The organism is Elioraea sp., assembly GCF_051860475.1.
Taxonomy (GTDB): Bacteria; Pseudomonadota; Alphaproteobacteria; order Acetobacterales; family Acetobacteraceae; genus Elioraea.
In genome coordinates, this window is record NZ_JBHYDW010000093.1 from 4,675 (window position 1) to 17,968 (window position 13,294).

At 72.1% G+C, this 13,294-nt stretch carries 14 protein-coding genes and 1 pseudogene; 12 read left to right on the plus strand and 3 right to left on the minus strand.

Going from position 1 to position 13,294, the window contains the following annotated elements; genetic code table 11:
- The 3 genes from ACTIFU_RS15630 to iolG form a co-directional block, all read right to left on the minus strand.
- On the minus strand, positions 1-360 hold a 360-nt coding region (locus ACTIFU_RS15630), incomplete at its 3' end, for an inositol monophosphatase family protein (protein WP_439579246.1).
- Positions 360-1,151: an SDR family oxidoreductase gene (locus ACTIFU_RS15635; protein ID WP_439579247.1), complete on the minus strand. Its 792-nt coding sequence runs from the start codon at positions 1,149-1,151 to the stop codon at positions 360-362. The genes ACTIFU_RS15630 and ACTIFU_RS15635, both read right to left, overlap by 1 nt.
- Positions 1,151-2,149 carry an inositol 2-dehydrogenase gene (gene iolG / locus ACTIFU_RS15640; RefSeq protein ID WP_439579248.1) on the minus strand — a complete coding sequence of 333 codons (999 nt, stop codon included), beginning with the start codon at positions 2,147-2,149 and terminating at the stop codon, positions 1,151-1,153. The genes ACTIFU_RS15635 and iolG overlap by 1 nt, the downstream gene beginning before the upstream one ends.
- 82 nt (positions 2,150-2,231) lie before the next feature.
- On the opposite strand from iolG, the gene iolD reads away from it, so the two are divergent.
- From iolD to ACTIFU_RS15700, 12 genes and pseudogenes are all read left to right on the plus strand, one after another.
- Positions 2,232-4,055 carry a 3D-(3,5/4)-trihydroxycyclohexane-1,2-dione acylhydrolase (decyclizing) gene (gene iolD, locus ACTIFU_RS15645; RefSeq protein WP_439579249.1) on the plus strand — a complete coding sequence of 608 codons (1,824 nt, stop codon included), beginning with the start codon at positions 2,232-2,234 and terminating at the stop codon, positions 4,053-4,055.
- Between the two features lies 1 nt (position 4,056).
- On the plus strand, positions 4,057-4,938 hold the full coding sequence (gene iolE, locus ACTIFU_RS15650) for a myo-inosose-2 dehydratase (protein WP_439579250.1): 882 nt from the start codon (positions 4,057-4,059) through the stop codon (positions 4,936-4,938).
- A gap of 97 nt (positions 4,939-5,035) precedes the next feature.
- Positions 5,036-5,866 (plus strand): diaminopimelate epimerase, encoded by an 831-nt coding sequence (dapF, locus tag ACTIFU_RS15655; RefSeq protein ID WP_439579251.1) that lies wholly within the window; start codon positions 5,036-5,038, stop codon positions 5,864-5,866.
- Positions 5,863-7,104 carry a tRNA (N(6)-L-threonylcarbamoyladenosine(37)-C(2))-methylthiotransferase MtaB gene (mtaB, locus tag ACTIFU_RS15660; protein WP_439579252.1) on the plus strand — a complete coding sequence of 414 codons (1,242 nt, stop codon included), beginning with the start codon at positions 5,863-5,865 and terminating at the stop codon, positions 7,102-7,104. The genes dapF and mtaB overlap by 4 nt, the downstream gene beginning before the upstream one ends.
- 125 nt (positions 7,105-7,229) lie before the next feature.
- A complete protein-coding gene (gene ftsY, locus ACTIFU_RS15665; protein WP_439579257.1) occupies positions 7,230-8,108 on the plus strand; it encodes a signal recognition particle-docking protein FtsY in 879 nt (292 codons plus the stop codon).
- The gene (locus ACTIFU_RS15670; RefSeq protein WP_439579253.1) at positions 8,101-8,664 is read left to right on the plus strand and encodes a DinB family protein; all 564 of its coding nucleotides are present in this window, start codon (positions 8,101-8,103) and stop codon (positions 8,662-8,664) included. Before ftsY ends, ACTIFU_RS15670 begins: the two co-directional genes overlap by 8 nt.
- A 128-nt stretch (positions 8,665-8,792) precedes the next feature.
- The gene (locus ACTIFU_RS15675; protein WP_439579258.1) at positions 8,793-8,996 is read left to right on the plus strand and encodes a YdcH family protein; all 204 of its coding nucleotides are present in this window, start codon (positions 8,793-8,795) and stop codon (positions 8,994-8,996) included.
- 39 nt (positions 8,997-9,035) lie between these two features.
- Positions 9,036-9,497 carry a 5-(carboxyamino)imidazole ribonucleotide mutase gene (gene purE / locus ACTIFU_RS15680; RefSeq protein ID WP_439579259.1) on the plus strand — a complete coding sequence of 154 codons (462 nt, stop codon included), beginning with the start codon at positions 9,036-9,038 and terminating at the stop codon, positions 9,495-9,497.
- A complete protein-coding gene (locus ACTIFU_RS15685) occupies positions 9,490-10,632 on the plus strand; it encodes a 5-(carboxyamino)imidazole ribonucleotide synthase (RefSeq protein ID WP_439579254.1) in 1,143 nt (380 codons plus the stop codon). The genes purE and ACTIFU_RS15685 overlap by 8 nt, the downstream gene beginning before the upstream one ends.
- A 76-nt stretch (positions 10,633-10,708) precedes the next feature.
- Positions 10,709-11,275 (plus strand): thermonuclease family protein, encoded by a 567-nt coding sequence (locus ACTIFU_RS15690; RefSeq protein ID WP_439579255.1) that lies wholly within the window; start codon positions 10,709-10,711, stop codon positions 11,273-11,275.
- Between the two features lie 63 nt (positions 11,276-11,338).
- Positions 11,339-12,748 carry an amidase gene (locus ACTIFU_RS15695; RefSeq protein WP_439579256.1) on the plus strand — a complete coding sequence of 470 codons (1,410 nt, stop codon included), beginning with the start codon at positions 11,339-11,341 and terminating at the stop codon, positions 12,746-12,748.
- Positions 12,749-12,888: 140 nt separating this feature from the next.
- A pseudogene (locus ACTIFU_RS15700) lies at positions 12,889-13,206 on the plus strand (transposase); the annotation flags it as partial.
- Positions 13,207-13,294 lie beyond the last annotated feature (88 nt).

Sequence of the window (13,294 nt, forward strand, 5' to 3'; positions counted from 1 at the left end):
GGCGAGATTCCCCTTCCCCGCCTGCGTCTCCGCCACCAGCCCGACCGAGACGCACCAGCGATCGCCGCCGCGCGCGAAGTTCGAGGTGCCGTCGATCGGATCGAGCACCCAGAGCGGGCCCTCGCCCGCAACCTCGCCGCCCATCTCCTCGCCGAGCACCGCCTCGCCGGGAAAGAGCGCGCCGAGGCGGTCGCGCAGGAAGCGCTCGGTCGCGCCGTCGGCCTCGGTCAGGAAGTCCTGCGTGCCCTTCAGGCTCGCCGTGCCGCGGCCCTCGGCGCGCATGCGCGCGGCGAGCGCGGCCGCCTCGGCAGCGAGCGCGGCGGCGATGTCGCAGCGGCGCGCGAGCTCGGCACGGTGCATCAGTCGTAGGCTCCCATCACCGTCTGGTCGAAATCGATCAGCGCGCCGGTCATCATCTCGGCGGCATCCGAGAGCAGATAGACCGCGAGCCCGGCGACATCGCGCGGGCGGATCAGCCGGCCGAAGGGCTGCTCGGCCTCGGCCGTGTCGAGCCAGTCCGGCGGGTTTCCGTCGCGCGCCTGGATCACGTGCTCGCCGGGCGTGTCGGTCCAGCCGAGATTGATGCCGTTCACGCGGATGCGGTCGCGCCGCAGCGCATGCGCGGTGTTCTTCGTCAGCGTCGCGAGCGCGCCCTTCGAGGCCGCGTAGGCGGTCAGGTATGGCTGCCCGCCATGGCTCGACATGGTGATGATGTTGACGATCGCGCCCGGGCGCTGCGCGGCCTTGAGCCGCCGCACCACCTCCTGGGTCAGGATGAACGGCGCGCGCGCGTTCACGGCGAAGAGCCGGTCCCAGAGTTCGACCGGCGTGTCCTCGATGCGGCCGCGATCGGTGAGACCTGCGGCGTTGACCAGCGCATCGACCGTGCCGAGCGCGGCCTCGGCCTCGGCGACGAGGCGGCGGCAGGCATCCGGGTCGGCGAGATCGGCCGCGACGGCGTGGGCGCGCGTGCCGGACGCGCGCAGGGATGCGGCGACGGAATCGGCGCGCGCGGCGTTGCGGCCGGTCACGCAGATGCCGGCAGCACCCGCCGCGGCGGTGGCGCGCGCGATCCCTTCGCCCACGCCCTGCGACGAGCCGGTCACCAGCACGACGCGGCCGGCGAGCGAGATCGGAGGGAGCGCGGACATCAGTCGATCTCGGACACCTTGACCGACCGGCACTCGTGCAACGACAGCAGCGCCGCCTGGGCCAGCACCAGCGCGGCGCGCGCCTCCTCGGCGCCGACCGGCACGGGCTTGCCCAGCGTCACGGCATCGATGAAGGCGGCGAGCTCGATCCGGTAGGCCTCGGCGTAGCGTTCGAGGAAGAAGTGCAACGGCTTGTCCGCGCGCACCGAGTCCGCATCCGCCTGCTCCACCGTGGTGGGCGTGCGATTGCCGGCGATCAGCCGGCCGAGGCTGCCCAGCACCTCGATCCGCTGGTCGTAGCCATAGGTGGCGCGGCGGGAATTGTTGATATGCGCCATCCGGCCAGAGGCGGTGCGCAGCAGCACCATGCAGGAGTCGATGTCGCCCTCGGCGGCAACGGCGGGATCGACCAGCGCGGCCCCGTAGGCGAACACCTCCACGGGGGCCTCGCCGAGCAGCCAGGCCGCCATGTCGAAGTCGTGGATGGTCATGTCGCGGAACTGCCCGCCCGAGCCCTTCAGGTAGGAGAGGGGCGGCAGTCCCGGGTCGCGGCTGGTCACGATCACCTGCTCCACCGTGCCGATCGCGTCGGCGGCCACGCGGCGCTGGAGCTCGGCGAAGGACGGGTCGAAGCGGCGGTTGAAGCCGACCAGCATGGGCACGCCGGAAGCGCGCACGGCCGCGATCGCCGCGTCGGTGCGCGCGAGCGAGAGGTCGATCGGCTTCTCGCAGAAGATCGCCTTGCCCGCTGCGGCGGCGGCGATCACTAGCTCGGCATGGGTGTCGGTCGAGGAGGCGATGATGACGGCGCCGACCTCCGGATCGGCGAGTGCCGCCTCGGTGGTGGAGATGCGGCCGCCGTGCCGCGCCGCCAGCGACTCGGCCGCGGCTGCATTCACGTCGATCACGTGCCGCAGCGAGGCGTGCGGGTGCGCGGCCAGGTTGGCGGCATGGATGGCGCCGATCCGGCCGGCGCCGAACTGGGCGAAGTGGAGCATGGCGTGTCTGGCGGCCTCGCTTGTGGGGCGCACCATCAGTCCGTAACACTTGCGTCCCGTCAACATGGAGAAACGTGACGCGATGGCCACGATCAGGCTGACCGCGGCCGAGGCCGTGGTGCGGTTCCTGGCCGCCCAGGAGACCGAGCTCGACGGCCAGCGAGTGCCCCTGTTCGGCGGGGTGTGGGCGATCTTCGGCCACGGCAATGTCGCCGGGCTCGGCCCGGCCCTGCACGCGATGCGCCGGCGGTTGCCGACCTTCCGCGCGCATAGCGAGCAGGCCATGGCGCATGCCGCGATCGCCTATGCCAAGACGCATGCGCGACGGCGCATGATGGCCTGCACCAGCTCGATCGGGCCGGGGGCGACCAACATGGTGACGGCCGCGGCAGTCGCGCACGTCAACCGCCTGCCAGTGCTGTTCCTGCCGGGCGACGTGTTCGCCTCGCGCCGGCCGGACCCGGTGTTGCAGCAGGTGGAGGATTTCGGCGACGCCACGATCTCGGCGAACGATTGCTTCCGCCCGGTCAGCCGCTTCTTCGACCGCATCATGCGCGCCGAGCAGCTTCTCGTTTCGCTGCCGGCGGCGCTGCGCGTGCTCACCGATCCGGCCGAGTGCGGCCCGGCGACGCTCGCCCTGCCGCAGGACGTGCAGGCCGAGGCGATCGACTGGCCCGCCGAGTTCTTCCGCCCGCGCCTGCATCGTCCGCGCGCGCCGGCGCCCGATCCGGAGGAGCTCGCAGCGGCGGCCGAGGCGCTGCGCGCGGCGAAACGGCCGCTGGTCATCGCCGGCGGCGGGGTGAAGTATGCGCGCGCGGAGGCAGCGCTCGCGGCGTTCGCTAAGCGGCATGGCGTGCCGGTGGCGGAGACGCAGGCGGGGAAGGGGAGTCTCGCCTGGGACCATCCGCGCAACGGCGGCGCGATCGGCGTGGCCGGGGCGGCGTCGGCCAACGCGCTTGCCGCGCGCGCGGATGTTGTGCTGGCCATCGGGACGCGGTTGCAGGACTTCACCACCGGCTCGCGCGCGCTGTTTCCCAGGGCGCGGCTCATTGCGCTGAACGTCGCGGCCTTCGATGCGGCCAAGCACGGTGCGCTGCCGCTGGTGGCGGATGCGGGGCGCGGGATCGCCGCCCTCGGCGAGGCACTGACGGGCTGGACCGCGCCGAAGCCATGGCAGGAGATTGCGGCGGCAGCGACCGCGCGCTGGCACCGCACGGTCGATCGCGTCACCGCGCCGCGTGCGGGCACGCCGACGGATGCAGAGGTGCTGGGCGCGGTGAACCGGGCGATGCCGGCGCGCGGCATCGTGGTCTGCGCGGCGGGCGGGTTGCCGGGCGAACTGCACAAGCTCTGGCACGCGACCGACAGCGCCTCCTACCACTTGGAATACGGCTACTCCTGCATGGGCTACGAGATCGCCGGAGGCCTCGGCGCGAAGCTCGCCGCGCCCGAGCGCGAGGTGGTGGTGCTGGTGGGCGACGGCAGCTACCTGATGCTGAACAGCGAGATCGCGACCTCGGTGGCGCTGGGGGCGAAGCTGACGATCGTGGTGCTGGACAATCGCGGCTTCGGCTGCATCCACCGCTTGCAGACGGTTACGGGCGGGGCGGCGTTCAACAATCTGCTGGACGGTGCGCCGGCGGTGGACTTCGCCGCACACGCGCGGAGCCTCGGTGCGGAGGCGATCCGTTGCGCGGATGTGGCGGCGCTGGGGGCGGCGCTGCCACGCGCCTTCGCGGCGAAGCGGACAACGGTGCTGGTGATCGAGACCGACCCCGTGCGCGGCACGGTGGAGGGTGGGGCCTGGTGGGACGTGCCGGTGACGGAGGAGCCGCGCGACGAGGCGCAAGCCGCGGCGCGCGCGGGGTGGGAGCGCGGGCGCAAGGGGCAGCGTGTGGGGGGCTGAGATGGCGGTGCGGTTGGGGATCAATCCGCTCACCTGGACCAATGACGACATGCCGGAGCTGGGGGCGGAGACGCCGCTCGAGACGTGTCTGGCGGAGGCGAGGCTCGCCGGGTTCGAGGGGGTGGAGCTCGGCAACAAGTTCCCGCGCGAGGCGGCGGTGCTGGGGCCGATCCTGGCGCGGCACGGGTTGGCGCTGGTGTCGGGCTGGTACGGCTCGCGGCTGCTGGAGCGCGACGTCGATGCCGAGATGGCGGAGGCCGAGGGGCATGTCGCGCTGCTGGCGGCACTCGGCTGCCGGGTGATGGTGCATGCGGAGGTGACGGGGACGGTGCATGGCTTGCGTGGCGTGGCGTTGTCGCGGCGGCCGATGCTGGACGAGGCGGGGTGGGAGCGGCTGGCGGGGCGATTAGGCGAGATGGGGCGGCGGCTTGCGGCGCGCGGGCTGGCGCTCGCGTATCACCACCACATGGGGACGGTGATTCAGACCGAGGCGGAGGTCGATCGGCTGATGGCGATGACCGGGCCGGAGGTGGGGCTGCTGCTGGACACCGGCCATCTCACCTTCGCCGGTGGCGATCCGGCGGCGGTGGCGCGGCGGCATGCGGGGCGGGTGGTGCATGTGCATTGCAAGGATGTGCGGGCGGGCGTGCTGGAGCAGGTGCGCGACCTGAGCTTCCTGGACGCGGTGCTGGCCGGGGTGTTCACGGTGCCGGGTGACGGCTGCGTGGACTACCGCGCCGTGTTGGCCCCGGTGGCGGCGGCCGGCTATGCGGGCTGGCTGGTGGTGGAGGCGGAGCAGGACCCGGTGAAGGCGCATCCGCTGACCTATGCGCGGATGGGCCATGCGACTCTGAGGGCGCTGGTCAAGGCGTTCTGGCGCTGAGGTCAGGGGTTCCAAGGGCCAATGGCCCTTGGTGGGGGTGCAGGGGGCAGAGCCCCCTGCATTGTGTTCCAGCGGGCCGCCCACCTATATGCGGCCCATGACCGCCTTCCGGAAGATGCATGGGCTGGGCAACGACTTCGTCGTGTTCGACGCCCGGCAGGGCGCCGTGTCGCTCGGCGCGGCGGTGGCGCGCGCGGTGGCGGACCGGCGGCGCGGGATCGGCTGCGACCAGGTGATCCTGATCGACCCGCCGAAGGAGTCCGGCACCGTCGCCTGGATGGGCATCGTCAACGCGGATGGGTCGCTGGCCGAGGCCTGCGGCAACGCCACCCGCTGCGTCGCCGATCTCCTGCTGCGCGAAACCGGCGCCGAGGCGGTGGCAATCGGCTCGCCGGGCGGCGTGCTGCGGGCTTCGCGCGCGCCAGGTGGGCTGGTCACGGTGGACATGGGGCGGCCGCGCTTCGGCTGGGCGGAGATTCCGCTCGCCCGCGCGGCGGATACGCTGCATCTGCCGCTCGCGCGCGAGGGGGTGGAGGACCCGGCCGCGTGCTCCATGGGCAATCCGCATGCGACATTCTTCGTGCCGGACGTGGCGGCGCTGGACCTCGCACGGCTCGGGCCCTCGTTGGAGACCGATCCCTTGTTCCCCGAGCGCGCGAATATCGGTTTCGCGGAGGTGCTGACGCCCGACCGGATCCGGCTGCGCGTGTGGGAGCGCGGCGCGGGGCTGACGCTCGCCTGCGGCACGGGGGCGTGTGCGGCGCTGGTGAATGCGCATCGGCGCGGTCTCGCGGGGCGTGCGGCGACGGTGGTGCTGGACGGCGGCGAGCTCTCCATCGCGTGGGGCGAGGACGGGCGGGTGAGGATGACCGGGCCGGCGGCGGAGTCGTTCCGCGGCGAGCTCGATCTCGCGGCGCTCGCGGCATGACGGCGCGCGTTCTCACTTTCGGCTGCCGGCTGAACACGGTCGAGGGCGAGGTGATCCGCGCGCATCTCGCGGCGGCGGGCGCGGACACGATCGTGGTGAACACCTGCGCGGTGACGGCGGAGGCCGAGCGCCAAGGACGCCAGGCGATCCGCAAGCTGCGGCGCGAGCACCCCTCCGCGCGCATCGTCGTCACCGGCTGTGCGGCGCAGATCCGCCCCGAGGCGTGGGCGGCGATGGCGGAGGTCGATCGCGTGGTCGGCAACCAGGAGAAGCTGGAGGCGGCCACCTGGGCGACGGATGGCCCGCGCGTGGCGGTCGGCGACATCATGGCCGCGGGCGAGACGGCCGGGCATCTGGTGACGGAGTTCGCCGGCCGTGCGCGCGCCTTCGTGCAGGTGCAGCAGGGCTGCGATCACCGCTGCACCTTCTGCATCATCCCCTATGGCCGCGGCCCGTCGCGCTCCGTGCCGATCGGCGAGATCGTCCGCCAGGTGCGCGCGCTCACGGAGGCTGGCTATCGCGAGGTGGTGCTGACGGGCGTGGACATCACGTCCTACGGTCCCGACCTGCCGGGCGCGCCCAGCCTCGGGCAGATGGTGCGGCGGTTGCTGGCGCTGGTGCCCGACCTGCCGCGGCTGAGGCTGTCGTCGCTCGATCCGGTGGAGATCGACGAGGACCTCTGGCGTCTGATCGCTGAGGAGCCACGGCTGATGCCGCATCTGCATCTGTCGGTGCAGGCGGGCGATGATCTGATCCTGAAGCGGATGAAGCGGCGGCATCTGCGCGCGGACGTGATCCGCGTCGCCGATCGGGCGCGGCGGCTGAGGCCGGGCATGGCGTTCGGCGCCGACCTGATCGCCGGCTTCCCGACCGAGACGGAGGCGATGGCGGCCAACACCCGTGCGCTGGTGGAGGAGGCGGGGCTGACCTTCCTGCACGTCTTTCCGTTCAGCGCGCGCGCGGGCACGCCGGCTGCTCGGATGCCGCAGCTTCCCAGCACGTTGATCCGCGAGCGTGCGGCGCGCTTGCGCGAGGTTGGCGCGCGGGCGGCGCGCGCGTTCTACGCCGCACGCGTCGGCAGCGAGGCCGATCTGCTCGCCGAGCGCGACAGCGGCGAGGGCCATACCGAGCACTTCGCCCCCGCACGGCTGATCGCGGGACGCATCCCGCCCGGCGCGATCGGGCGCGTGCGCATCGCCGCGGCCAACGACGACGGCTTGCTGGCGGAGGCGGTGTAGTGGCGCTGCGTGACCTGTTCCGGCGCGGCCCGAAGGAGGACGCGCCGCCGGCGCCGCTTCCCGAGGAAGAGCGACGCGGCTTCTTCGGCCGGCTCAAGGCCGGACTCGCCCGCTCGTCGGCCAAGATCGGCGAGAGCCTGTCGTCGCTGTTCCGCAAGCGGCGCATGGACGACGAGGCGCTCGATGAGCTCGAGGACCTGCTGATCACGGCCGATCTCGGCGCGGCGGTGGCCCGGAGGGTGGTGCATCAGTTCCGTGTCGCCCGGTTCGGCGAGGAGGTAACGGATCACCAATTGCGCGAGGCGATCTCGGACGAGATCGCGCGCATCCTCGCGCCCGTGGCTGTGCCGCTGATCCCCGATCCGGCGCGCGCGCCGCATGTCGTGCTGGTGGTGGGGGTGAACGGCACCGGCAAGACCACGACGATCGCCAAGCTCGCCGCGCTCTGGGCCGGGCAGGGGCTGAAACCGATGCTGGTCGCGGGGGACACGTTCCGGGCTGCTGCCGTGCAGCAGCTCCAGATCTGGGGCGAGCGCACCGGCTGCCCGGTGGTCTCGGGAGCGGCGAACGCGGACGCCGCCGGGCTTACCTACGACGCACTGACGCGGGCGAAGGCGGACGGCGCGGATGTGCTGCTGATCGACACGGCAGGGCGGCTGCACAACAAGGCCGATCTGATGGCGGAACTCGCCAAGATCGTGCGCGTGATCCGCAAGGTGGACCCGACCGCGCCGCATTCCGTGCTGCTGGTGCTGGACGCGACCACGGGCCAGAACGCGCTCCAGCAGGTGAAGGTGTTCGGCGAAATGGTGGACGTGACCGGGCTCGTGGTCACGAAGCTCGACGGCTCGGCCAAGGGCGGCATCGTGGTGGCGCTCGCCGAGGCCTACGGCCTGCCAGTGCACGCGGTGGGCGTGGGCGAGAAGGCCGAGGATCTGCGGCCGTTCGATCCGCGCGACTTCGCCCGCTCGCTGGTCGGGCTCGACGAGAGGACGGATGGCTGAGCTCGCGCTGATCCACCTGCGCGCCCAGGCCCGCAACAATGCCTGGGCGAACCACCGCCTGCTCGGCGTGGTCGCGCAACTGCCCCAGGCCGAGTTCGAGGCCCCGCGCTCCGGGTTCTTCCCGAGCCTGCGCGCGACGCTGAACCACATCCTGACGATCGACTGGTTCTACGTCGACGCGCTGGAGGGCGGGACGCTCGGGCCCGCGGCCTGGGACGACCCGGAGCCGTGCCGCACCGCGGCAGACCTCCAGGCGGCGCAGCGCGCGGTCGATCGGCGGCTGATCGCGGTCTGCGACGCGCTGACCCCCGAGTCGGTGCTCGGCATCACCCGGGTGCACCGCACGGGCCGGGTGCAGGCGGAGCGGACCGACCGTCTTCTCTTGCATCTGTTCCAGCATGACATCCATCATCGGGGCCAGGCGCATGCCATGCTGTCCGGCACGGCGCTCAGGCCGCCGCAGCTCGACGAGTTCTACTCGGCGGGCGAGGCTCCGCTCAGGGCGGCCGAATTCACGGCTCTCGGCTTCACGGAAAAGGAGGTCTGGGGAGGATGAGCACGGCAGACGGACAGGAGGCGGCCGGGCAGGCCGCGTCACACTTGATGGCGGGGCTGCACCCGGCGTATTCCGGCACGGGCCGGCCCGACGCGATGGGCGGCCGGAACGGGGACAAGCCCTGGATGATGACGGACGATCGCGAGGCGCTGCTCGCCCGGCTGAACGAGCTTCGCATCGAGCATCGCGATCTGGACACGGTGATCGCCCGGCTCGCGAGCGGCGGCCCGTCCGACCAGATCCATATCGCCCGGCTTAAGAAGCGCAAGCTGAAGCTGAAGGACGAGATCGCCTGGATCGAGAGCAGGCTCATTCCGGATATCATTGCGTAAGGTCACTGCGTGGCGGTTTCCCCTCTCGTCGGCCTCATCATGGGCAGCCGGTCCGACTGGCCGACGCTGCGCCATGCCGCCGAGACGCTCGACGAGCTCGGCATCGCGCACGAGAGCCGCGTGGTCTCGGCGCACCGCACGCCGAAGCGCCTCTACGACTACGCCACCGCGGCGGCGGGCAGGGGACTGAGGGTGATCATCGCCGGCGCCGGCGGGGCGGCGCACCTGCCGGGCATGACCGCCTCGATGACGACGCTGCCGGTGCTCGGCGTGCCGGTGACCTCGCAGGCGCTGAACGGGGTCGATTCGCTCCTGTCGATCGTGCAGATGCCGGCGGGTATCCCCGTCGGTACGCTGGCGATCGGCAAGGCGGGCGCGATCAACGCAGCACTGCTCGCCGCCTCGATCCTGGCGCTGTCCGACACCGCGCTCGCGCAGCGCCTCGCTGAATATCGGGAGGTCCAGACCGGCTCGGTGCCCGAGACGCCCGAGGATGGCTGAACCGCTCGCCCCCGGGGCGACGATCGGCATCATGGGGGGCGGGCAGCTTGGGCGGATGCTCGCGATCGCCGCCGCGCGGCTTGGCTACCGCACGCATGTGTTCACGCCGGAGCCGGGCTCACCCGCGAGCCTTGTCGCGGCCGAAACCACCGTCGCGCCCTACGACGACCGCGACGCACTGGCGTGGTTCGCCGAGCGCGTGGACGTGGTCACCTTCGAGTTCGAGAATGTCGGCCTCGACGCCTTCGAGGTGGTGGAGGCGCGCGTGCCGATCCGGCCCTCGCGCACCGTGCTCGCGACCGCGCAGGACCGCATCCTGGAGAAGTCGTTCCTGAACAGCATCGGCGTGCCGACCACGCCCTGGGCGCCGATCCGCTCGCGCGCGGAGGCCGACGCCGCGCTCGGTAAGGTGGGGCTGCCCGCAGTGCTGAAGACGGCGCGGTTCGGCTATGACGGCAAGGGCCAGGCAGTCGTGCGCGCCGAGGCCAAGATCGCCCCGGTGCTGGCTGCGCTCGCGCCGCCGGACCACGCCTTTCCGGCGCTGATCGCCGAGGGCTTCGTGCCGTTCGCACGCGAGATCTCGGTGATCGTCGCGCGCGACGCGGCCGGTCGCCGCACCGCCTTTGACCTGGTGGAGAACCGCCACCGCCAGGGCATTCTCGACCTTTCGATCGCGCCCGCGCGTGCCGAGCCCGCCACCGAACAGGCCGCGCGCCATGCCGCGTTCGCGATCGCCGAGGCGTTCGCGCTGGAGGGGCTGATCTGCATCGAGTTCTTCGTCACCGGCCCGGGCGAGGTGTTGGCGAACGAGATCGCGCCGCGGCCGCACAACTCCGGCCACTGGACGATCGAGGCCTGCGCGGTCAGCCAGTTCGAGCAGCAGATCCGCGCGATCGCGGGCCTGCCGCTCGGCGACCCGGCACGGTACGCGGACGCCCTGATGAAGAACCTGATCGGCGCGGACATCGAGGCGCTGCCGGCGCTGCTCGCCACCCCGGGGCTGATTCCGCACCACTACGGCAAGACCGAGACGCGGGCCGGGCGGAAGATGGGGCACGTGACGCGGCTCTATCCTCGCGGGGAGTTGCCCGACGAGGCGGGGATCGCGGCCGCGTTCCGGCCTGCGCTCGGTTGACGGAAACGTTAGGTTCATCCCGTTCGAGGACGATCCGGGAATGGCCTGGGGCAGACCGCGATCGCGTCGACCGAGCGTGTTCCGGCCGCGCCGCCGCCTGCCCTGGCGCTGGGCGGCGGCCGGCTTGCTTGTGCTCGCGCTCGCGGTGGGCGTTGACCGCGTGCGCGAGGCGTTCGTCACACCCTCGCCGGTGGCGGAGCAGGCTCCGCCGGCCGTTCCCAGCGCGAGCGGGGCGATCTGGGCCGGCCGCGCCCATGTGCTCGATGCCGACACGATCGAGGTGCGCGGCCGGCGCATCCGCCTGCACGGGATCGACGCGCCGGAGAACGACCAGATGTGCGAGCGGAACGGACGACCCTGGCGCTGCGGCCGCGAGGCCACCGAAGCGCTGCGCGGCCATCTCGGCGGGCGCAGCGTCACCTGCCATGAGCTCGACGTGGACCGCTTCGGCCGCTCGGTCGCGCGCTGCCTCGTGAACGGCCAGGACGTGAACGCCTGGCTGGTGCGCAACGGCTGGGCGATCGCCTATCGTCGCTTCTCGGAGGCGTATGTCACGCACGAGGCCGAGGCGCGCGCGGCGCGGCGCGGCATCTGGTCCGGCCGGTTCGAGATGCCGGAGGCGCACCGCCACTCCGGCCGCTGAGCCGGGTTTGCGCCGTCCGCCGATCCGGGCGAGGCTTGGGCCTCGCACGACCGGGAGGCACCGATGGACCACACCACGCGCCAGCGCTATTCGCCCGCGACCTTCCGCGCGCCGTCCTTCCACGACGCCACGTCGCGCTTCCGCGAGGGCGAGGACACGCCGCGCGCCTATCTCGAGCGCTGCCTCGCGGTGATCGAGGCGCGCGAGCCCGAGGTGAAGGCGTGGGTGACGCTCAACGTCGAGGGCGCGCGCAAGGCGGCCGACGAGTCGACCGCGCGCTGGGGTGCGGGGCGGCCGCTCTCGCCGGTCGACGGCATGCCGGTCGGCATCAAGGATCTGTTCGAGACCAAGGACATGCCGACCGAAATGGGCAGTCCGATGTTCAAGGGCAACAATCCGGGCCGCGACACCGCGCATGTGCGCGCGCTGCGCGAGGCGGGTGCGGTGGTGCTCGGCAAGACGGTGACGACGGAGCTGGGCATGAGCCATCCGGGCCCGACCACCAATCCGTTCGATCCGACGCGCACGCCGGGTGGGTCGTCGTCCGGTTCGGCGGCGGTGATCGGTGCGGGGATGGTGCCGGCGGCGATCGGCAGCCAGGTGGTGGGCTCGGTGATCCGTCCGGCGAGCTTCTGCGCCAATTGGGCGATCAAGCCGACGATCGGCGCGTTGAACCGCGGCGAGCGGCAGGGGCTGTCGCATTCGCATCTCGGCGTGCATGCGGGTTCGCCTGAGGATCTGTGGCAGGTGGCGATCGAGATCGCGTTGCGTGCGGGTGGCGATCCGGGGGCGCCGGGGCTGTATGGCGCGGTGGTGCCGCCCGATCCGGTGAAGCCCGCGCGCTTGATCCTGTTGGAGGGCGAGGGTTGGGCGAAGGTGGAGCCGGCGGCGCGTGCAGCGTTCGAGCGTGTGCTGACGGCGGTGCTGGGGGTGGGGGTGGCGATCCTGCGCCGCACCGACAATCCGCTGCTCGAGGCGTTCGAGGCGTCGATTGCGGATGCGATGGCGCTGACGCGTGACATCTGCGCCTACGAGATGCGGTGGACGGTGGAGAACCTGGTGGAGAAGAACCCGGCGGGGGTCAGCGATTCGTTGCGCGCGCGTATGATGTTGGGGCGGACGATCACGCTGGATGCGTATCGCGATCTGTTGCGGAGGCGCGCGGAGGCGCGGGCGCGGCTGGCGGCCTTGGCGCCGGTGGCGGACGGTTTCATTGCGCCGGCGGCGTTGGGGGTGGCGCCGCGTCTTGGCGATACGGGGGGGAGTCAGGGCGAGATTCTGCACACGACGGGCGATCCGACCTACAACGCGGCGTCGTCGATCCTGGGTGCGCCGGCGGTGACGGTGCCGGTGATGGCGGTGGGTGGGTTGCCGGTGGGGGTGCAGGTGATGGGGCAGCCTCACGCGGACGAGCGCACGGTGGCGATCGCGCGCTGGCTGGCGGAGGCGGTGCCGGCGGTCGAGGTCGACTGAGGGTAGTGCAGGGGGTGTGGGGGACCAGCGTGGTCCCCCACTTGGTTTTTAGGGCGCGCGCAGCGCGCTCATGGGCGGTCGCCGGGTCTATCGGAAATTTCGTGTTTGGGGCCGTAGGGTGGAGCTGAAGGAGCCGCTGCATGCCACGCCGCAAACCGCCTGCGATCCCCGATGAACTGCTGGACCAGTTCCTGGCCGGATCGGATCCCCGCACGGCCCTGGCCGACGGCGGCCTGTTGGACGGGCTGAAGAAGGCGCTGGCCGAGCGGGTGCTGAATGCCGAGCTCGACCATCACCTTGAGGCCGGCGAGCCGGACGGGCGGCCGAACGGCCGCAACGGCTACGGCGCCAAGACGGTGCTGACCGGCACCGGCAAACTCGACCTGCAGGTGCCGCGCGACCGGCTGGCGAGCTTCGATCCGCAGCTGATCGCCAAGTACCAGCGCCGCTTCCGGGACTGTCAGGAATTTCGTGTGGGACCGCGGTGATCATGGGTTGAGGCGGTCGTGGAAGAGGATGGCGAACTGCGCCCTGGCGGCGTGCCAT